Raw genomic sequence first — 20865 nt, forward strand, 5'->3', positions numbered from 1 at the left:
GTTGGTTATCATGGGCAACGGCGCATTTCCAAGGAAAAGCATTTTTGGGGCGGGGCATCATGCACCTGGAATCAAAAACGGCACCAGATGGTGCCGTTTGATCGTCCCTCGCGCTGGCCGTTTCCGGCCGCTGCGGCGGAAACCGGCTATGTCTTAGCGGAAGGAACGGGCTGCGATGTCGCGGATGTCGTAACGGGTCAGGCCGATGTCGGACAGCGTGTGGTTCGACAGGTTGCCGAGTTCGTTCATCGTGCGGCGGTAGGACATCCAGTTCTTGGCAATGCGGATCGGGTTCATGGTCTTCTCCTCGAAGTGTTGGCCGGGAGGTCTCTCTCTCCGGTTTGTGAGGTCTGTATACGCGACATATCTATTAATGTGCAGTGCAAAGAAAATGCAGCTGCTATGCATTTGTGCAATAAGACGATGACGGATCAGGCAGATGCTCAGCCTGCATGCGAACTAGCCAGAAAATGCCGTTATTACGGGCATATAGCTGGATTTGGTGAATGCGAACTTAGACTTGTCAGAATGTCGCATTTGGGGAACTGCGACATTGTGCGCCGCAAAAAGACGCGCAAACGAAAACGCCCTCCGGTGGGAGCCGGAGGGCGTTCGAATTGCGACCCGCAAGGGTCCGTTCGGCTTAGATCGAAGCCTTGCGAGCGATGTACGGAATATCGCTGCGGCCGATGCCGAGGTCGCGAAGTTCACGGTCGGTCATGCGGCCGAGTTCGCTGACGGTCTGACGGTACTTGCGCCAGTTGTTGAAAGAGCGTGCCAGGTTCATGTCATTTACCCCTTTCGTGGGCTTGCGTACTAGGCGGCCGCTCATCTTTGGCGCCGCCCTGATCTGATGGATTGGAATATACGCTGCGCCGCGAAAAAGGACAGCGCAATTGCCGTATGGCACCCATGCGTTTTATGCATGTCAAGTGGAAATTTAGGCGAAATTCTGGCCAAAATCCGGGCTCGGTGCCACAAAGGTAAAGAAGCCATGTGGGATTGATTGGGTGCGGTGCAAAAAGCAACGCCCGCCGGGGGAGGAGATCCGGCGGGCGTTGCTGATATCGATTGGCAGCTTGGGAGGAGGAGGGGCTGCCAATCCTTGTCGGGGACGTTGGGAGGAGGAGATCGTTGCCCGACCGATGGGAAAGTTATAGCCTGCCTCGATGGCGAGCAAAAGCGCACGATTGGAATGGCACCCATGCGTGAGCCGCATGCGTTCCGCAGTCCGGCGCTCAACGCGACGAGGGCGGCCGCATCGAACCTCGCGGTGGCAAAAGATTTTGGATGGTTGGGCGGGTTTGCCAGTACTTGGCGAAAACAATAACGCCCGCCGGGGGAGGAGATCCGGCGGGCGTCATTAAGAGTGATTGGCAACTGGGAGGAGGAGTGTTGCCAATCGTATCGGAGAAGCGCTGGGAGGAGGAGTGCGCTGCTCCGAATTCCTGTTCGATACCGTTTCCGGCGTCGGGTCTGTCGGCATCATGCCGGGCGTTCAACCATTCCGCCCTCCGGTCTGCCTGTCGCCTCAGTGGCGCCTTGGTTTCCGGTCCGAACCATCTCTGATCCGATGACTCCAATCTAACCTGATCTTTCGATTTTGTGCAGTGCAATATGGGAATGGATGATATGCGCCAGCTGCATGCCCGAAATCGAAACGCCACCGGCGTCTTGCTGCTAAATTTGCCAGGGATTTCTTTATGTCCCGTTAATCATCGCGCCCACCGCATTCCTTTTGGCCCGAATGAGCGGATTGTCGCTTCGATTGCGAATTTCTGGCGGCGCTATACCGTTTCTCCTGACAGGGTATGCTCGACGCGACTCGTGCGCGTTTTGAAGAGAGGTGGGGACGGATGTATCGGGGCAGGTTGGAACGCGATCTCAAACTGTGGGCGCAGCAGGGCTTGCTCGATGCGCCGACCGCCGATCGCCTCCTGAAGGAATATGATTCCCGCGAAAGCTCGTTCAGCCTCGGCCGCGTGCTGATGATGATCGCCGCTCTCCTGATGTCGGCCGCCGTGTTGTTGCTGATCGCCGCCAATTGGGAGGCGATCCCGCGTCTCGTGCGCGTCGTCGGCATCGTCGCGCTGATCTGGGGCGCCTATCTGACGGGCGGGCTGCTTATCCAGCGTGGCGCGCCGCGCCTTGCCGCAGCCTTCCTTGCCGTCGGTACCGTTTCCTTCGGCGGCGCCATCGCGCTGATCGGGCAGATGTACCACTTTTCCGGCGATGCACTTCAGGCGATGCTCGTCTGGTTCGCCGGCGCAGTGATTGCTGCGGCGCTCTTCCGGTCCGGCGCGGTGACCGCCATTGCTGGTTTTCTCGCCTTCGCGGTCGCCTGGACGGACTGGAACGAGGCCTACCGTGCCAGCGATACGATGCTGCTCTGGCTGATGCCGCTCATGGCCGTCATCATCATCCTTTTGGTGCGCTACACCGATGCCGGGCGCGTGCGCCACATTGCCTATCTGCTGCTCGTCGCCTGGCTGGCCTTCATCTATGGCGAACACGATACGCCGACGACCGCCATCATCATCGCATCGCTCGGTGCGCTCGCCTATCTGCTGGCCGCCCTGCCGCAATCGCCGCTCCACGCGCTGGCCCGCAACGCTGGTGCTGCCCCCGCCTTCTATTCCTATCTCGTGCTGCTGCTCGGCCTGCTCGTCCTCCATTCCGAGTTCGATGCTGTCGGGGATCGCCTGATGCTCGGCGTCATCACGCTGTTCGTAGCCATCGGCGGCATCGTGTTTTCCGGCAAGGAGAACGGCGCGGTGCGCTATCTCGGTTACGCGACCTTCGCTGCCGAAACGCTGTATCTCGCCTCCGAGACGATCGGCTCGATCATTGGCACATCCGGCTTCTTCCTGATCTCCGGTCTCGTTGTCGCGCTGATCGCCTGGGCCGTGATCGTCGTCGAACGCCGCTTTTCCAAGGCTGAAACCAAGGCGGAGGCCTGAGCCATGTCGATCCTCTCTTCTTTCCGCATTCCGCCGATCGCCGCCGCCATCATCGCAGCGTCCCTCCAGACGGCCGTGCTTGGTTATATGGTGGAAGGCCGCGCCTCGATCCTGCGCAATGGCGCGGATATCAGGCTGAAAACGCTGCCCGTCGATCCTCGCGATCTGCTGCGCGGCGATTACGTCATCCTGTCCTACGCGATTTCGACGATCCCGAAGAGCATCGTCACCGGCGAGGTGCCAAAGGTGAATGGCCGTGAGCGCCTCGTCGTGCGCCTGAAGCCCGGCGCGGACGGGTTGTGGACGGCGACAGAGGCGAGTTTCGGTACTCTGGCTCCGGAGGAGGGCAGTGTTCTCCTGCGCACGCAGCCCTTCGATTATTATTCGGTGACCGACGGCGTTCTGCCGGACAGTCTCTTCGTCAGCTACGGCCTCGAGCGATATTATGTGCCGGAAGGCGAGGGCAAGGTGCTGGAAGATGCCCGCAATCAGGAGGAGCTCGAGGTGGAGGCCCGTGTGTCGAAAGACGGCACGCCGCAGATCGCCCGGCTGATCCTGCGCGGCGAACCGGTCTATGACGAACCGCTCTATTGAGCGCAAGGGCCGGGAGAACGGTCATTTGAGTGTCATTTTTCCTTTGATCCGCCGAAAACGGGTGATATAGAGACGCCGCGCTCGGAAGGCGCCATGAGAGCGGTATAGCCGCCCGTGGCAACGAGGTTTCTGAGAGCGGGTATGGTGAAATTGGTAGACACGCCAGATTTAGGTTCTGGTGCCGCAAGGCGTGGGAGTTCAAGTCTCTCTACCCGCACCAGAGCCACAAAACGCGAAAACAACGGGTTTTCGCGCGGCGTGGAGCATTTCAGCGCGCCATTTTGCTTGCCAAAAGGCCACCGAATTCAGTAAAGCCACTGCCGGCAAATGGACCGGCGGGGTGCTCGCCATAACCGGAACCGCGGTTTGAGCACCGCCAACTCGAAATGAAGGTTTGAACATGCAGGTTATCGAAACGCTCGCTGAAGGGCTGAAGCGCGAAATCAAGGTCGTCATCCCGGCCAAGGACATGGAAGCTCAGATGAACGAGCGTCTTGAGGACGTGAAGGGCCGTGTCCGCATCAACGGCTTCCGTCCGGGCAAGGTACCCTTCGCCCATCTCAAGAAGATGTACGGCAAGTCCGTCATGGCCGAACTCGTCAACGAGATCGTCCGCGACCGCCCGACCGCGATCCTGTCCGAGCGCGGCGAAAAGTCGGCCACGCAGCCGGAAGTCGCGATGACCGAAGACCAGGCCGAAGCCGAGAAGATCCTGAACGGCCAGGCCGATTTCGAATTCACGCTCTCCTACGAAGTCATCCCTGCGATCGACCTCAAGGACAATTCCGGCATCACCGTCACCCGTGAAGTCGTCGACATCGACGCCAAGGAAGTTGACGAGCAGATCCTCAAGATCGCCGAAAGCGCCCGCTCCTACGAAACCAAGAAGGGCAAGGCCGCCGATGGCGACCGCGTCACGATCGATTACCTCGGCAAGGTCGACGGTGAAGCCTTCGACGGCGGCAAGGACGAAGACGCAGAACTCGTTCTCGGCTCCAACCGCTTCATCCCGGGCTTCGAAGAGCAGCTCGTCGGCCTGAAGGCTGGCGACGAGAAGGTCATCACCGTCACCTTCCCGGCTGAATACCCGGCTGCAAACCTCGCCGGCAAGGAAGCCACCTTCGACATCAACGTCAAGGAAGTCGCTGCTCCTTCGGAAGTCGAGATCAACGATGAGCTGGCCACCAAGCTCGGCCTCGAATCGGCTGACAAGCTGCGCGAAATCGTTCGCGGCCAGATCGAAAGCCAGTACGGCTCGGTCAGCCGCCAGAAGGTCAAGCGTCAGATCCTCGACCAGCTCGACGAGATGTACAAGTTCGAAACCCCGGAGCGCCTGGTCGAAGCCGAGTTTGAAAACATCTGGCGCCAGATCAACACCGATCTCGCTCAGTCCGGCAAGACCTTCGCTGACGAAGACACGACCGAAGAAGCCGCTCGCGAAGAATACCGCAAGCTCGCCGAACGCCGCGTACGCCTCGGCCTCGTTCTCTCGGAAATCGGCGAAAAGGCCGGCGTCCAGGTAACCGACGAGGAAATGCAGCAGTCGCTCTACCAGCAGCTGCGCCAGTTCCCGGGCCAGGAAAAGCAGATCCTCGAATACTTCCAGAAGACCCCGGGTGCCGCCGCTTCGCTGCGCGCGCCGATCTTCGAAGAAAAGGTCGTCGATCACCTGCTCGGTGAAATCAAGGTAACGGACAAGACCGTTTCCAAGGAAGACCTGCTCGCCGACGACGAAGACGGCGACGACAAGGGCTCCAAGAAGGCTGCGCCGAAGAAGAAGGCTGCCGCCAAGGCCGAAGCTCAGGAAGGCGAAGACGCCGCTCCGAAGAAGAAGGCCCCGGCCAAGAAGAAGGCCGCCGAAGGCGACGCCGAGTAATCGGTTCGACATAGCGTATCTGGAAAAGGCCGCCCATCGGGCGGCCTTTTTCGTTCCACGATAGAGGCTGAGGGTACTTTGCCGCCACTCCGCCTGCCGCCTACGCACCAACATCCACGCAGCGGTTTTCCCGCCCGTGGGTTTTCAAAGAGCATTTCGGACGGGGCGCTGGAAGCTGCCTCGATTGAAATGTTGTATGTGGCACCTTTCAGCGCCCCGTTCAGCGGTTTTTGCCCGCGACTCCGGTCCCTCTGCAAAGGCCGGGATTGCGGATGTTGCTCGCCGGTTTCCGAAAGGGCCCATCGCCGTTTTGACATCGCAACCGCACGCTCTGGCGATCTCGACGGAAGGTTTTGGCCTTCCAGCGTTTTACCCATCCGGCGAACGATGCCGACGCATCCGCCAATCCCGGCCCCCTTTGCGTGCCGCACAGGCACATCCGGCGCGCCGTCCGGGGCATGAAACGAAGGGATCGGTCCGACACCCCATCGCTTCCCCCATGTCGCCGGAGGGAGATCATTTTCCGCGGGCCCGGTGCGTGAGGTTCTGCGTCTTCGCCCCACACAACGCGCCGGCCCCGCCTCGCTGCCACGCCTGGCAGTGTATCCGCGGCGGGATGGGGGGATTGTAGGCACATGTTCGGAGGACGGGGAAAATGTGGTGCGGATGCGGGGATAAACGGAGAGGCTTTGCCGTGTGGCTGTGGGGCCTCGGGTTAAGCCCTGACATGACGAAAGCGGAGAGGTGGTACGCCAGCCCGGCGTGTGGTGCGGATGCAGACGCGCGGGGCGAGGGCGGGAATGGCGAGGAGCGTCCTTTGAGGCGAGTCGGAGATGAAGAACGAGGGTGCCGTGGATGTCCGGAGCTCGGAGCAAGCCATGACATTACGAGGAGAGGTGGTCACCAGCCCAGCGTGCCGTTCGGATACGGGGATGGTGAAAGGGCGTTCTTTGACGCAGGCAGGAGATAGGGAAAGAGGGCTGCTGAGCGCTGAAGAGGCCGACCCGCATACGCTATCGGTCGATAGGTGGGTGGCTCTTCCTCCCCTCCGTCATCCTCGGGCTTGACCCGAGGATCCATGCCACACGGCACGACTGCCGAGGGGCACGAGAACAGGCGGGCCAAAAGTGTGCTGTGCGCATTCCGGGAGGACGTGTTTCGAGGACGGGCAGTGTAGCCGCACCGGAAATGATGTCAGGACGAGCGCCGTTGCGGCTCAGTTGGCTTCAGTTGCCTCGGTCTGTGGCCGTGGAATGGCGACGTGGCCGAAGAAACCTTCGGTGCGGGATCGTTTCAAGGCCCGCTCCAAAGCCTCCTCCTCGAGCTCGATTGCCGAATCGAAGGCGGGCACGCCGGCGGCTGCAGCGGTCAGCAGGGTGGCGGCGCGGGCCGCAGCGAAAGGGGGGGCACAATCATCGAAATCCGTACTCGTGCGCGTGGCGCCAAGGGCGGCGGCGAGCGCCCTCTGGTCCCAAACCAGACCTGCAAGGCGCTGCGATTTTCCAGCAAGACTTTCCCGCGCTGCGGGGGCGGGGAGAATGCCATCCGTGAAGGCGAGGATGGGTGTGCTGCCTTCGGGGCGATCAGCCTGCGCCTCGGCGACGGACAGCAATGTGGCGAAGCGCTGGAGATCGGCACCGATGCGGCAGCCGTCGAGTGCGATCGTGGCGGCGCCGGCAACGAGGGCTTTTTGAAGCGTGGCAATATCGGAGTGGATTTCGACCACTACGATGGCGCCGTCGATGTTCGTTTCCGCGATCCGTTCGATGGGAATCAGCACGCCGCGCCGGTCTGCGGGAATGGGTTGATCGGGGGCGAGAGCGAGCAGGGCGCGGGGAAGCGGTGTCATGGTTTTTCATAGGGCTTTGAGACCGCTTCTGGCAATGACCGGTCCGTTAATGGATATGGTGAACCAATCTTAAACACTTTGGCGATAGCTTGGTTTCAATAGCGTATTGCAGGCGTTTGGGGCGTCCATTGATCGTTCATGCTTTTCTTCGTTGGGTCGAGACCGCGCGGGCAGCCGACAGGGCGAAGGCGGCGAGCGTGTTGGCGCGGGCTTACGCAAAGGAGCGCATAGCGCCCGACGACCGACGCGCCGCCGAAATGGCGATGATCTTTCTGCTCGACGATCCCGCACCGAAAGTGCGCCTCGCGCTGGCCGAGGCCCTTGCCGAATGCGAGGACGCGCCGCGCGCCGTCGTCCTGCCCCTTGCCGAAGACCAGCCGGAAATCGCCGCCCATATCATTCTGTCGTCGTCGCTGCTGACGGATTCCGACCTTGTGGATCTCGCCGCCAAGGGCAGCGATGTGACGCGCATGCTGATCGCCCATCGCACCTACGTCTCGCGGGCCGTCTCGGCCGCCATGGCGGAGATCGGCGATGTTCCCGACGTGTTGGCGCTGCTGGAAAACGAGGGCGCCGTATTTTCGCGCCGCAGCATGAGCCGCATTGCCGACCGGCTCGGCGACGATTCGGAAATCCGCGCGCTGTTGCTTGACCGGGAGGACCTGCCGAGCGACGCCCGCCAGGCGCTGGTGGAAAAGATCGGAACGGCGCTGGCCGGCTTCGGGCTGATCCAGGCCGCCATCGGCGAAAACCGGGTCGAACGCATCACGCGCGAGGCTTGCGACGTCGCAACGATCGGCATGGTCGCGGATGTGGCCGCGGCGGAAATGCCTGGCCTTGTCGAACACCTTCGTCTGACCGGGCGCCTGACGCCGGTGTTCCTGATGCATGCGCTCTGCACCGGTCGCGTGGAGTTTTTTGCGGCGGCGATCACCAATCTTTCTGGACAGGCCGAGCGGCGGGTCCGCTCCATTCTTTCCGATGGCCGCGAGGCGGCCGTCCGCGCGCTCTACGAAACAGCCGGGCTCGGCCGGGACATCAGCGCACTCTTTGCCGAGGCGACCATGTTGTGGCGCCGCGAGGCCAAGGGCGGGCAGGGTGACCTTTCCGTGTCCGAGCTGCTTTTGCTGCAGGCACGCGCTGCCGGCAACGCGGCCTGCCAGTCCATGCTGGAACTGGTCGAGCGGCTGGCGATCGCCGAACAGCGTCAGACGGCGCGCAGCTATGCGCTGATTGCGTCTCGCGAAGCTGCGTAACCGCGCTAGTCGGCGAAGCGTTTGACGACCCAGCTGTAGCCGTCCTCGGCATAACGCACCGGCTTGACGACGGCGGCCTTCAGCGAAGCGGTGTCCGGAATGGCCTTCTTCACGAAGTTCAGCGTGCGGGCCGCAAGGCCCTGGCGTGCTTGCGCCGTCTCGGCGGGCACGGGAATCTCGGCCTGCGTGCTCGTTTCCGCTGGCGTCGTCTCGGGCGCGGTTTTGGCGACATCGGCGGTCATGCGGTCGCCCGAGCTTTCGCAGACGGCCACGATGACCGGATAGTTCTTGTCCTGATGGCGGTTGATATAGGTCTCCGCCTGCGCATCGCACAGCGCTACGGTCTGCCAACTCTTCGGCACCGTATCGATATAGTGGCACTGGGTTGCGCTGTCGTCGCAGCCCATGATCGTCATGACGATGAGCGCAGCTTTCATGGCTGTCCTTTCCGGGTTCGACAGGTCCGCACGCGGACCTGTCCTGCCGCCGGTTAGAGGCGGGTATTGCCGCGAAAATAAGGCGCCAGCCCGGCCGCTGACCCGTCAGATATCCAGGTTGTCGGCGAAAACAGCGCGATCCTGGATGAAGCGGAAGCGGGCTTCCGGCTTGGTGCCCATGAGGTCGTCGACGGCCGTCCGCGTGCCCTCGAAATCGACATCGTCAATGGCGACCTTCAGAAGCGTGCGCTTCGACGGGTCCATCGTCGTCTCCTTCAATTGCGCCGGCAGCATCTCGCCGAGACCTTTGAAACGGCCGATTTCCACCTTGCCACGGCCATTGAACTCGGTGCGCATCAACTCTTCGCGGTGACCGTCGTCGCGGGCATAGAGCGTCTTGCCGCCCTGACTGAGGCGGTAGAGCGGCGGCACGGCGAGATAGAGATGGCCGCCGCGGATAAGGTCGGGCATCTCCTGGTAGAAGAACGTGATGAGCAGGGAGGCGATATGCGCGCCGTCGACGTCGGCGTCGGTCATGACGATGACGCGCTCGTAGCGCAGATCCTCTTCACGGTATTTCGTGCGCGTGCCGCAGCCGAGCGCCTGCACGAGGTCGGAAATCTGCTGGTTGGCGCCGAGTTTTTCACGCCCGGCGCTGGCGACGTTGAGGATTTTTCCGCGCAGGGGAAGAATGGCCTGGTTGGAGCGGTTGCGCGCCTGCTTGGCCGAGCCGCCGGCCGAATCGCCTTCAACGATGAAGAGTTCGGCGCCATCGGCGGAATTCTGCGAGCAATCGGCAAGCTTGCCCGGCAGGCGCAGCTTGCGCACCGCGGTTTTGCGGCTGACTTCCTTCTCCTTGCGGCGGCGCATGCGCTCTTCCGCGCGCTCGATCACCCATTCGAGCAGTTTGGCGGCTTCGCCCGGATTGTCGGCGAGATAGTGATCGAAGGGGTCGCGCAGGGCGTTTTCGACGATGCGCTGGGCCTCGACGGTGGCCAGCTTGTCCTTCGTCTGGCCGACGAATTCCGGCTCGCGGATGAAGACCGAGAGCATGCCGACGGAGGAGATCATCACGTCGTCGGTGGTGATCATGGCGGCGCGCTTGTTCTGCGTCAGTTCGGCATAGGCCTTGAGGCCCTTGGTGAGCGCGATGCGCAGACCAGCCTCGTGCGTGCCGCCGTCGGCCGTGGGGATGGTGTTGCAGTAGGAGTGGATCAGCGAATCGCCGCCGTACCAGGTGACGGCCCATTCCAGCGAGCCGTGGCCGCCGGATTTTTCGCTCTTGCCGGCGAAAATCTCGCGGGTGACGGTGTATTCCTTGCCGAGCGTCGCCTGCAGATAATCCTTCAGGCCGCCGGGAAAGTGGAAGACGGCCTTTTCCGGCGTTTCCGAACCCTCGGGCAGCAGCGACGGGTCGCAGCTCCAGCGGATTTCGACGCCGCCGAACAGATAGGCCTTCGAACGGGCCATGCGGAAGACGCGGCCTGGGTCGAAACGGGCATGGGCGCCGAAGATCTCCGGGTCGGGGTGGAAGCGCACCTTCGTGCCGCGCCGGTTGTGCACGTCGCCGAGCTCTTCCAGGCCGCCAACAGGCTTGCCGCGCGAAAAACGCTGGCGATAGAGCTTTTTGTTGCGCGCGACCTCGACTTCGAGCTGATCGGACAGCGCATTGACGACGGAGACGCCGACGCCGTGCAGACCGCCGGACGTTTCATAGGCCTTGCCATCGAACTTGCCGCCGGCATGCAGCACCGTGAGGATGACTTCGAGCGTGGACTTGCCCGGCATCTGCGGGTGGTTTTCCACCGGGATGCCGCGACCGTTATCGGTGACGGTCAAAAAGCCGTCGGCGTCGAGATTGACGTCGATGAAATTGGCGTGGCCGGCGACGGCCTCGTCCATCGAGTTGTCGATGACTTCCGCGAAGAGATGGTGCAGTGCCTTCTCGTCCGTGCCGCCGATATACATGCCGGGGCGCATGCGCACCGGCTCGAGGCCCTCGAGAACACGGATGGCCGAGGCGTCGTAGCCGCCCGATCCCTCGCTCAGCGGCGGACGGGTTTCGCGGGGGGCTTCGGGTGTGGCGGCAACGGGCTTATCAACCGGCTTGGCCGGCTGGCGCTCGGGCTCGGAAGGCATGTTGGCGAAGAGGTCGTTGTCGTCGTTCTGCATGGGCTGTTCAGAGTTTGTTCCGTTTGCCAGTTTTCCCCGCCGATCCACAAGGGACCGGCGCCTGGCGCAAAAGGGATAGTCGGCGAATCACTTGCGACTGTGCCAGATTTGGGGACATTTCGCGATGGCAGCAGGGCAACGCCGGGCTTTCGCCGGCTGGCCGTCCTGTCTCATCTTTTGCCGCTTCGAGGCGGCGTCCCCGTGTCCGTCGGTCGTCGAGCCGCGCCAACCGCTGTGCCAAGGATTGCGTTGCGGGCGGGTGGATGGCAAGTATCGCGAGCCTCAAGGAGCCCCCGTTCATGCGTCAGTCCACAGTTCATTGCCTGAAAAGGCTGGTTTTCGCCGGTATCCTCGCCGGCATGGGCATGCAGGATGCGATGGCGGTGACGCTCCAGCCGTGGAAGGACGAGCTGTTCGGCTATGGCACGGTGGCCGAGACGACGGATGACGGAGCGCTCCGGGTCGTCGACTATCAGGAAATGCGCGATATCAACGGGCGCGACCAGGTGCCGGAACGCCGGGTGAAATCGACCTATGTCTCGACGGCGGTAAAAAAGGCGCAGCAGAATGTGACGATCGAAACGCCTGCCGGCCCGATCGACGTGACGATGACCGGCAAGGGCGAGGGGGCCGCCTTCACGGTCATTTTCATCCACGGCCGCGGCGGCGACCGCAGGCTCGGCAGCAACGACTGGAGCTTCGGCGGCAATTTTAACCGGCTGAAGAACCTCGCGGTGCGCGGCGGCGGCGTCTACTATGCACCGAGCGTGCCATCCTTCGACGATGCGGGCGCTGCGCGCATTGCGGGCCTCGTCCTGCACGCGAAGGCGCTTTCGCCCGATGCGCCCGTCATCCTTGCCTGCGCCTCCATGGGCAGCTTCATCTGCGCACGGGTGGCGCGCGATACGGCGGCCGTTAAAAGCCTCGCGGGCATGGTGCTGATGGGAGGCGCTGCCGATGGCGACTACGTCAAGACGCCGGCCTTCAAGGCGAAGCTGCCGGTTTTCTTCACCCATGGCGACAGCGACAGCGTCTATGCGGCCAATGACCAGATCGCGGTCTTTCGCAAGCTGCGCAAGGCCGGCGTGCCTGCCCGCTTCGTGCTGTTTCAGACCGGTGGACACGGCACGCCGGTGCGCATGACGGACTGGCGAGAGACGCTGAACTGGCTTTTTGCGCAATAGGGCATAGAGGCTGGCAGGTTCGTTCTGAACCAAGCAGGCTCCATGTTTTTGTTTTCGTCTGTCTTTTTTGAGAAAACCGGCTCCCATTTTTCCCGTGAAGAGCCCTAGGAGCGCAAAAGCACCTTCGTCGAGTCGAGGGCAGCGGCGATCTTCTGGTAGTGACCGGCGCGCTTGTCCGAGTTTTCGGCGGCGCGCAGCAATTGCGTTTCTGCCTCCTCGATGACCTGCCGCGCCTGCTCCATCGCCTTGCCCAGCTTTTCGCGCTTGGCCGCGGCATAGATTTTTGCCTGCTTGAGCCGGGGATTGGCCCTTGAGCGCTTAGTCGGCGCTTTCCTGTCGACGACACCGGCCTGGATGCGGCCGAGCTTGCTGGAGGCGCGGCTGATGATCTGGCGCGCTTCGGAATAGGCGGGTCCGGCAGGGATGCGCCGGGCGATATCGGCCAGGCGCTGGCGCAGGCAGTCGATGCGGTAGACGGGATCATAGCTGCCGCACTCGGCACGCGCGCCGTCGATGTTCTTCACGATCGAGGATGTGAGGTAGTCCGTCGGAACCGCGACATTTGTCGAAGCAGCGCTGCTGCCCACGCTTCCCTGCGTGCTCTCGCCGTCGCCGGGACCCGTCTGTCCCCGGACATCGGGCATGGTGGAAAGGGTGAGAGCGCCGGCCAAAAGCACAGCCTGGATCGAACGGAAATGGGTCGATTTGATCATGCCTTCCTCCTCTTGCATTTGGTCATTCCGCCTGACCGAAGGCGATGCGCATACTGCGTTGCGTGCCCGCGCCGATATCGCCGTCGATTGTGCCCTTGTAGAACTTGTTGCGGCTAAGCTCGGCCTGCAGCGCCCGCCGCGTTTCAGGCTTGAACATGGTCGGCCGCGTCGAGAGCTGCTGGAGAACGTCGTCCACGCCCGAGCGCAAGGCTTGATAGAGATAGCTGGCGGCGTCCTCCGGCGTCTTGCCCGGAACCAGCCCGTCATCGATGAGGGCCGCGACGTTGAACATCGCCTGCGGGTGGCGCAAGTCTGCGGCGCGAATGAAGAGCTCGACGGCCTTTTTCGGATCGCGCGGTAACCCTTCCGCTCCCTGGTAATAGAGGAAACCGAGGTCGTTGATCGCATCGGCGAAGCCGAGATCGGCGGCGCGCTGGTAGAGCTTGATCGCTTCCGGCACGTTCTGCGCCGTGCCGATACCCTTTTCATGGAGCTTGCCGAGTTCGAACATCGCTTCCGTATCGCCGGCATCGGCGGCCGTACGGAAATATTCGAGGGCCTTTTCCGGCTTGAATTTTTTCGTATCCGGGGTCAGCGCCATGTAGCCGAGGCCGAGCATGGCGCGTGTGTTACCCTCTCCGGCAAGGGCGGCGAGCTGCACTTCCTGCTCGGGCTTCAGCGCCTGCCATTGCGAGGCCTTGTCGGCGATATCGGCGACAGCAGCATCCTCGCCGGCAAGGAAATAGGGGGCGCCGGACAGGGAGCCGTAGAAATGCGGCTGCTGACGGTTGGCGGTGAGCGACATCACGCGGTCGCGCACCTGGCGGAAAACCAGGCCTATCTCGACATTCGGCCTGGGCAGGTTTTCGAGGATGGCGGTAGCGAAGGGACTGTGCTCCCCGTCACCGTCGAGCGCCACCTTCCCACCTTCGGCGGCATAGATCACCAGCATGCCCTGCGACGGGTCGGGCGCCAGCAGTCCATCTCTCCCAAGTTTTGCGCCGTCGTCGGCGGCGGCGCCGGCAAGCGCGGGGAAAGGGTTGTTGCGGCAGGAATCGAGAATGACGATGCGCAGTTTCCGGGCCCGCTCGACGCTGCGCAGGACGGACGTGAGGCTGAGCGCCTGCGCCGGGATCGTGGCCGGGTCGTCGACCTTGATATCGACAGGCACGAGATAGTTTTCTCCCGAAGCCTCGACGCCGTGGCCGGCATAGTAGACGACGGCGATATCTGCGGTCTCGACCTTGCGCGAGAAGGCGGCGACGGTCTCCTGCATCTGGCTTAGGGGAATGTCGATCGCAAAATCCACCGTGAAGCCGAGGCGTTGCAGCATATCGGCGACGGCACGAGCGTCGGAGGCGGTGTTCTTCAGGGGCGAAATCGATGTGTAGGCCGACATGCCGATGACAAGCGCCATGCGCTGGAACGAGGCGGCAGGCACCGTTAGCGTATCGCCGGCGGTGATCTTTTCCACCTCGGTCTTGATGCCCATCAGGCCGCGTGTCTGGCCGCCGGCGGAGGCCGAATCCTGCGGGGCGGCGCTGCCGGCCGACAGCAGCACCGTCAGGACAAGGAAGATACCCAGTCTCGAGGGAAGCATGTGCCCCTTCCGCCTTCCTCATACGCAGATCGCGATATCTATGGTCACGGATCAGATCCCGCGAATATTCGGATTTGTGCGATCACATGCCGGCTTTTCTTGCGGGCTTCGATTTGCTACGCCGCAAGCCGAGAAAAGTTCAGGAATAGGGAGGCCTCATGACACCGGACGTAACCCCGCTTGTTGCCGGAAACTGGAAAATGAACGGCACGCGCGCATCGCTCGACCAGATCAAGGCGATGGCTGAAGGCGTGATGGGACCGCTTTCCGAAAAGGTCGAAACGCTGATCTGCCCGCCGGCGACGCTGCTCTATGTGGCGACGGCGCTCTGCACCGATAGCCCTTTGCAGATCGGCGCGCAGGATTGCCATGAAAAGGCCTCCGGCGCCCATACCGGCGATGTCTCGGCCGAAATGATCGCCGATTGCTTCGGCACCCATGTGATCGTCGGCCATTCGGAGCGCCGCACTGATCACAAGGAAAGCGATGCACTGGTGCGCGCCAAGGCGGAAACCGCCTATGCGAACGACCTCGTTGCCATCATCTGCATCGGCGAGACCGGCGAAGAGCGCAAGGCCGGCAAGACGCTGGACGTTCTGAAGACGCAGCTCGCCGGCTCCGTGCCGGATGGTGCGACCGCCGAAAACACGGTCATCGCCTATGAGCCCGTCTGGGCGATCGGCACCGGCCTTACGCCGACGGCAGCCGATGTGGAAGAGGCGCATGCCTTCATGCGCGCCGAACTCAAGGGCCGGTTCGCAGGCGAGGGTGCCAAGATGCGCATTCTCTATGGCGGTTCGGTCAAGCCCGGCAATGCCAAGGAACTGATGGGTGTCGCCAATGTTGACGGCGCGCTGATCGGCGGCGCGAGCTTGAAATCCGACGACTTCCTCGCCATCTACCGCGCATACGAAGCACTGACGGCCTGATACCCGCTCTGATCGTTCGCCTGCCCGATCAAAAGGGCGGGCGGATTGGCGGGAAGGGCTTGGAATGGCGCACGGCTTGGTATATTGAGCCGCAAACCTGAATTTTGGGCCGTCTGGCCGGGATCCTTAAACATGCAGACCATTTTGCTCGTCATCTATCTCATGGTCGTCGTCGCGCTGATCGGCGTCGTGCTGATCCAGCGTTCGGAAGGCGGCGGCCTCGGCATCGGCGGCGGCTCCGGCTTCATGTCGGCGCGCGGCACGGCCAATGCCCTGACGCGCACCACGGCGATCCTCGCGACGCTGTTCTTCGTGCTGGCGCTCGGCATGGGCATCATCGCCCGCTGGGAATCACAGCCGACGGACATTCTCGACCGCATCCCCGGCACGACCGGTACGGGTGGCGTTCTCGACGCCCTTGGCGGTGCGGAGAAGCCGTCGGAAGGCAGCCAGCAGAATCAGGGCACTGAGAACAACACGAACACCACCAACCAGACGCCCGCGACGACCGGCACCGATGCCGTTCCGACCGAAGGCGGCGCGGCAACCGGCACCGGCAACACCACGACGACGACGGATACCGGCGCGGCGGGTGGCGCGACCACGGGCACGGGCGGTAACGCCGGCGTTCCGAGCGGCCAGTAAGCCGCAAAAGCAAAAAACAAACCGGCCGGTTGCGTCACACCAACCGGCCTTCTTCTGTGTAAAACGCCGATTGCGACTTCCGAAATCACGAGCAAGGTGATTTTTCGGTGGCGTAGTTGATTTTGAAAAGGTATGCGGTGACTCCCATGGCGCGATATGTATTCATCACAGGCGGCGTGGTTTCTTCCCTCGGAAAAGGCATCGCGGCCGCTGCACTCGGAGCTCTCCTTCAGGCCCGCGGTTACCGCGTCCGCCTCCGGAAGCTGGACCCCTATCTCAATGTCGATCCGGGCACCATGAGCCCGACGCAGCACGGCGAGGTCTTCGTCACCGACGATGGTGCGGAAACCGACCTCGACCTTGGCCACTACGAGCGCTTTACCGGCCGCTCGGCCACCAAGACCGACAACATCACCACCGGTCGCATCTACAAGAACATCATCGACAAGGAACGCCGCGGCGACTATCTCGGCGCGACCGTGCAGGTCATTCCGCACGTTACCAACGAGATCAAGAACTTCGTCACCGAAGGCAATGACGACTACGACTTCGTCATCTGCGAGATCGGCGGCACGGTGGGCGATATCGAGGCGATGCCGTTCATGGAGGCGATCCGCCAGCTCGGCAACGATCTGCCGCGCGGCACGGCCGTCTATGTCCACCTGACGCTGATGCCCTATATCCCGGCCGCCGGCGAGCTGAAGACCAAGCCGACGCAGCACTCCGTCAAGGAACTGCAGGCCATGGGCATCCACCCGGATATCCTGCTGGTGCGCGCCGACCGCGAAATCCCGGAGGCCGAGCGCAAAAAACTGTCGCTGTTCTGCAACGTGCGGGCGACGGCCGTGATCCAGGCGCTCGACGTCTCCTCGATCTACGACGTGCCGCTCGCCTATCACAAGGAAGGCCTCGACGACGAGGTGCTGGCCGCCTTCGGCATCGAACCGGCGCCGAAGCCGCGCCTCGAAGCCTGGCAGAAGGTGTCCGATCGCATCAAGACGCCCGAGGGCGAGGTGACGATCGCCATCGTCGGCAAGTACACCGGCCTCAAGGACGCCTATAAGTCGCTGATCGAGGCGCTGTACCACGGCGGCATCGCCAACCACGTCAAGGTCAAGCTCGAATGGATCGAGTCGGAGATCTTCGAGAAGGAAGACCCGGCGCCGTATCTGGAGAAGGTGCACGGCATCCTCGTTCCCGGCGGTTTTGGCGAGCGCGGTTCGGAAGGCAAGATCAATGCGGCGCGGTTCGCCCGCGAGCGCAAGGTGCCGTATTTCGGTATCTGCTTCGGCATGCAGATGGCGGTCGTGGAAGCGGCCCGCAACCTCGCCGGCATCGACAAGGCCTCGTCCACCGAATTCGGCAAGACGGCCGAGCCGGTCGTCGGCCTGATGACGGAATGGGTGAAGGGCAACGACCTGGAGAAGCGTTCGGCTTCGGGCGATCTCGGCGGTACGATGCGCCTTGGCGCCTACCGCGCCGCGCTCAAGGGCGGCACGAAGATCGCCGATATCTACGGCTCGACCGATATTTCCGAGCGCCATCGCCACCGCTACGAGGTGAATGTCGACTACAAGCAGAAGCTCGAGAGCTGCGGCCTCGTCTTCTCCGGCATGTCGCCGGATGGCGTGCTGCCGGAGACGGTCGAATACCCGGATCACCCGTGGTTCATCGGCGTTCAGTACCATCCGGAACTGAAGAGCCGTCCGCTCGATCCACATCCGCTGTTCGCAAGCTTCGTCGAAGCGGCGCTGGAACAGAGCCGCCTCGTCTGATCTGCGGCAGGATATCGTGTTTCGAAACCGCCCGGTGCTGTCGCTCCGGGCGGTTTTTTATTGGCCGGAGGGACGGGATGCGGCCTGTCGGAGAACGATGGCCGTCAGGACGAGCAGCAATGCGTCGGCCGTGGGCATGGCGAACCACAAACCTCTTTCACCGAATGCCATGGTCAGGACCAGGACCAGCGGCATCGTGAAGAGATAGGGTTTCGCAAGGCTCAGTACCGCCGCGCGCTTCGCATCGCCGATGGCCTGGAAATAGCCGGCGATGACCATCAGCGGGCCGGACACCACGTAGAGTGCCGTCATGACGGGCATGATGCGGGCGATGGCGTCGATGACGACCCTGTCGTCAACGAACATCGCACCGATCGCATCTGGAAATGCGATGAGGGATGCCTGGATGGCGAGGCAATAGACGAAGACGACCGACAGACCGAGGCGCAATGTCGCGTCGGCGCGGCGGGTGAGGCCGGCGCCACGGTTCTGGCCGAGGATCGCCTGGACGGCTTGGCTCATGCCAAGCAGCGGCAGATAGGTGAAGGTCAGGATACGCGTGACGATGCCATAGGCTGTGACCAGCGGCTCGTAGGCGCTGCCTGCGGAAGCCTGCAAGGCGGCGATGACCGTGGCGGACACCAATGCGAGGCCGATGAAGCCGAGGCTTTGCGGGGCGCCGAGGGCGAGGATTTCCCGCATCGCGCCGGATAGCCGTGTCGGGGGCGAGACGATGTCCGCGAGCCGCAGGTTGGTTCGCCCCATGGTTCTGAAGACGAACAGAAAGCCCAGCGCAAGCATTTGTGCCAATACCGTGCCGAGCGCGGAGCCGGCGACACCCATGTCGAAGTGCACGATCAGGACATAGTTGAAGACGAGGTTGGCAAGCGAGATGACGACGCTGGCAAGCGCCATCAGGCCCACGCGGCCCTCGCAGCGGAGTGCATCGACATTGACCGCCAGAAGAAGCTGGATCGGTGAAAAGAAGACGACGATCGAGATGTAGCTGTAGGCGAGCGTTTCCAGGCTTTGCGAACCGTTCGCGATAGCGCCGACAAGCGCGGAGCCGCAGACGAGAAAGGCCAGGATGAAGGCCGCACCGATACCGAGCGCCATATAGTGGGCGGCACGGAAGATTTCCCGCGCGGCCGGCAGATCGGCGGCGCCGAGCCAGCGGGCGAGCAGGCTCGCCATGCCGCTGCCGACAAGGGTGGCGAGCGCCACCAGCAGCATGAAGACGGGAAAGACCGCCGTGACGGCAGCCACCGCCTCCGGCCCGGCATAGAGGCCGAGCATGACGGCATCCACGACGGTCAGAAGCCCGTTCATGCTCATGACGAAGACAACGGGGGAGGCGGTCTTCGCGAAAAGCGCGCCAAGCGGCGCGGTCAGAAATGGATTGGCAGTGCCTTGCGACATCCCGCTCTCCTCATGGCGCATTTCGTCTGGAGGAAGGGGCTCGCATTGCCTGCCGCACGAAATGCTTCGAGGGTCGGGGTCGTTTGAAACCAGATTTCACCGGGACTTTCGTCTGCGAGCGGCAGGTATCTGTGACCTTGATGCGCTCGTTACCGGCATGATGTGGTGACGTCAAGGGCGGATGGCGAAGGCCCGGCGCGCTGCGGCCGGGCCTTGCGGTTCTACTCTGCGGCCTGCGGCAGCGGGCAGACGCCGCCGTCGCAATCCTCGCCGGCGAGCGTGCGCTGACCGATTGCGATGGTCAGTGCGGCGCTGAGGCCGGCGACGACCGAGACCCAGAATCCATTTTGCGAGCCGAACGTATCGACGGCCCAGCCGGCGACGAAGGCGCCGAGCGCCATGCCGATACCGATACCGGTGGTGACCCATGTGATGCCTTCCGTCAGCATGGCCTCGGGCACGCGGCGCTCGACGATGCCGAAGGCGGTGATGAAGGTCGGCGAGATCGCGACGCCGCTGACGAAGACGGCAATGGCCAGCAGCGGCACCGTGCCGGCGAAGGGCAGCGGCAGGGCGGTGAGCGCCAGGATGGTGACGGCGATCATCAGTTGCTTTTGGAGCGCCAGCTTCGGGTTCAGCGCGCCGAGCACGAGGCCGACGACGAAAGAGCCGATGGCGTAGACTCCGATGACGACGCTGGCGGCATTCGGTTGGCCAAGGTCCTTGGTGATCGCGACCGCGCTGACTTCGGCCGTGGCGAAGGTGGCGCCGACGAAGACGAGAGCGAGCGTGATGATCTGCACCGGGCGCAGCCGGATCGCCGATTTTTGCGGCGTGCTGCCGGCGACATGGCGTACGGCCGGTTCTGTTGCACGCTGGAGCACGAAGGCGAGGGTGCCGAGCGCCAGGAAGGCCGTGCTGATCAGCATGCCGGCCTCGGGGAAGAGCGCCACGGCAAGGCCGACCGACAGCGAGGCGCCGGCGATATAGACCAGCTCGTCCGCCGCCGATTCGAAGGCGAAGGCGGTATTGAGTTCCGGCCTGTCGCGAAAAATCTCGGTCCAGCGGGCGCGCAGCATGGCGGGCATGCTGGGCATGGCGGCGGCGAGGAAGGCGGCGGCAAAAAGCGTCCAGGTTGGCCAGCTCTGGTTGGCGGCGGCGATCAGGGCGAGGAAGGCCAGCACGGAGATTGTTGTCGTCGGTGCCAGAACGACAGACTGGCCGAAGCGATCGACCGCGCGCGAGATCTGCGGCGCTATGAGGGCATTTGTCAGCGCATAGGTCGCCGATACGGCGCCGGCGAGCCAATATTCCCCGTGCGTCTGCGAGAGCATGGCGACGATGCCGATCGGCGCCATGGCGATGGGAAGGCGGGCGAGGAAGCCGGCGGCGGAAAACGCCTTGGTTCCCGGCACGCTGAAGATTTGTTTATACGGATTGGACATGGCCTGCTCCT

General features: G+C 63.0%; 17 protein-coding genes and 1 tRNA gene. 9 read left to right on the forward strand and 9 right to left on the reverse strand.

The annotated features are described in order from the left end of the window. Nucleotides 1-153: 153 nt before the first annotated feature. Both MUU55_RS29270 and MUU55_RS00440 read right to left on the reverse strand, forming a co-directional pair. The gene (locus MUU55_RS29270; protein ID WP_117371029.1) at nt 154-297 is read right to left on the reverse strand and encodes a DUF1127 domain-containing protein; all 144 of its coding nucleotides are present in this window, start codon (nt 295-297) and stop codon (nt 154-156) included. A 346-nt stretch (nt 298-643) separates the two neighbouring features. Then, the gene (locus tag MUU55_RS00440) at nt 644-787 is read right to left on the reverse strand and encodes a DUF1127 domain-containing protein (protein ID WP_117371030.1); all 144 of its coding nucleotides are present in this window, start codon (nt 785-787) and stop codon (nt 644-646) included. Between the two features lie 1069 nt (nt 788-1856). On the opposite strand from MUU55_RS00440, the gene MUU55_RS00445 reads away from it, so the two are divergent. The 4 genes from MUU55_RS00445 (at nt 1857) to tig (ending at nt 5430) form a co-directional block, all read left to right on the forward strand. Next, complete coding sequence (locus MUU55_RS00445) at nt 1857-2960, forward strand: DUF2157 domain-containing protein (protein ID WP_244758810.1); 1104 nt, start codon at nt 1857-1859, stop codon at nt 2958-2960. Between the two features lie 3 nt (nt 2961-2963). Further along, a complete protein-coding gene (locus MUU55_RS00450; RefSeq protein ID WP_244758811.1) occupies nt 2964-3554 on the forward strand; it encodes a GDYXXLXY domain-containing protein in 591 nt (196 codons plus the stop codon). 135 nt (nt 3555-3689) lie between these two features. After that, a tRNA-Leu gene (locus tag MUU55_RS00455) sits at nt 3690-3774 on the forward strand. Between the two features lie 180 nt (nt 3775-3954). Continuing rightward, nucleotides 3955-5430, forward strand: coding sequence for a trigger factor (gene tig / locus MUU55_RS00460; protein WP_244758812.1), 1476 nt, complete (start codon nt 3955-3957; stop codon nt 5428-5430). A gap of 1216 nt (nt 5431-6646) precedes the next feature. Here the strand turns inward: tig and MUU55_RS00465 are convergent. Next, nucleotides 6647-7279: a hypothetical protein gene (locus MUU55_RS00465; RefSeq protein WP_244758813.1), complete on the reverse strand. Its 633-nt coding sequence runs from the start codon at nt 7277-7279 to the stop codon at nt 6647-6649. A gap of 128 nt (nt 7280-7407) precedes the next feature. Here MUU55_RS00465 and MUU55_RS00470 point away from each other — a divergent pair, with 128 nt between their 5' ends. Next, nucleotides 7408-8535 carry a DUF2336 domain-containing protein gene (locus MUU55_RS00470; protein WP_244758814.1) on the forward strand — a complete coding sequence of 376 codons (1128 nt, stop codon included), beginning with the start codon at nt 7408-7410 and terminating at the stop codon, nt 8533-8535. Nucleotides 8536-8540: 5 nt separating this feature from the next. Here MUU55_RS00470 and MUU55_RS00475 read toward each other — a convergent pair whose 3' ends face one another. Together MUU55_RS00475 and parE are read right to left on the reverse strand one after the other, a co-directional pair. After that, entirely contained in the window at nt 8541-8972 is a 432-nt protein-coding gene (locus tag MUU55_RS00475) for a hypothetical protein (RefSeq protein WP_244758815.1), read from the reverse strand. A gap of 105 nt (nt 8973-9077) precedes the next feature. After that, nucleotides 9078-11144: a DNA topoisomerase IV subunit B gene (gene parE / locus MUU55_RS00480; RefSeq protein ID WP_244758816.1), complete on the reverse strand. Its 2067-nt coding sequence runs from the start codon at nt 11142-11144 to the stop codon at nt 9078-9080. 299 nt (nt 11145-11443) lie between these two features. Here parE and MUU55_RS00485 point away from each other — a divergent pair, with 299 nt between their 5' ends. Next, complete coding sequence (locus MUU55_RS00485) at nt 11444-12328, forward strand: alpha/beta hydrolase family protein (RefSeq protein ID WP_244758817.1); 885 nt, start codon at nt 11444-11446, stop codon at nt 12326-12328. A 104-nt stretch (nt 12329-12432) separates the two neighbouring features. Here MUU55_RS00485 and MUU55_RS00490 read toward each other — a convergent pair whose 3' ends face one another. Then, nucleotides 12433-13041 carry a hypothetical protein gene (locus MUU55_RS00490; protein WP_244758818.1) on the reverse strand — a complete coding sequence of 203 codons (609 nt, stop codon included), beginning with the start codon at nt 13039-13041 and terminating at the stop codon, nt 12433-12435. Between the two features lie 22 nt (nt 13042-13063). Further along, nucleotides 13064-14641 carry a caspase family protein gene (locus MUU55_RS00495; RefSeq protein WP_244758819.1) on the reverse strand — a complete coding sequence of 526 codons (1578 nt, stop codon included), beginning with the start codon at nt 14639-14641 and terminating at the stop codon, nt 13064-13066. 158 nt (nt 14642-14799) lie between these two features. On the opposite strand from MUU55_RS00495, the gene tpiA reads away from it, so the two are divergent. The 3 genes from tpiA to MUU55_RS00510 all read left to right on the forward strand — a co-directional run bounded on the left by tpiA (nt 14800) and on the right by MUU55_RS00510 (nt 17990). Beyond that, the gene (gene tpiA, locus MUU55_RS00500) at nt 14800-15570 is read left to right on the forward strand and encodes a triose-phosphate isomerase (RefSeq protein WP_244758820.1); all 771 of its coding nucleotides are present in this window, start codon (nt 14800-14802) and stop codon (nt 15568-15570) included. Nucleotides 15571-15702: 132 nt separating this feature from the next. Beyond that, nucleotides 15703-16215 carry a preprotein translocase subunit SecG gene (secG, locus tag MUU55_RS00505; protein WP_244758821.1) on the forward strand — a complete coding sequence of 171 codons (513 nt, stop codon included), beginning with the start codon at nt 15703-15705 and terminating at the stop codon, nt 16213-16215. A gap of 146 nt (nt 16216-16361) precedes the next feature. After that, the gene (locus MUU55_RS00510) at nt 16362-17990 is read left to right on the forward strand and encodes a CTP synthase (protein WP_244758822.1); all 1629 of its coding nucleotides are present in this window, start codon (nt 16362-16364) and stop codon (nt 17988-17990) included. 57 nt (nt 17991-18047) lie between these two features. Here MUU55_RS00510 and MUU55_RS00515 read toward each other — a convergent pair whose 3' ends face one another. Together MUU55_RS00515 and MUU55_RS00520 are read right to left on the reverse strand one after the other, a co-directional pair. Then, nucleotides 18048-19409, reverse strand: coding sequence for an MATE family efflux transporter (locus MUU55_RS00515; protein ID WP_244758823.1), 1362 nt, complete (start codon nt 19407-19409; stop codon nt 18048-18050). A gap of 221 nt (nt 19410-19630) precedes the next feature. After that, the gene (locus MUU55_RS00520) at nt 19631-20854 is read right to left on the reverse strand and encodes an MFS transporter (RefSeq protein ID WP_244758824.1); all 1224 of its coding nucleotides are present in this window, start codon (nt 20852-20854) and stop codon (nt 19631-19633) included. Nucleotides 20855-20865: the final 11 nt, after the last annotated feature.

It is taken from the genome of Shinella curvata (assembly GCF_022899935.1).
GTDB classification, from domain to species: domain Bacteria; phylum Pseudomonadota; class Alphaproteobacteria; order Rhizobiales; family Rhizobiaceae; genus Shinella; species Shinella curvata.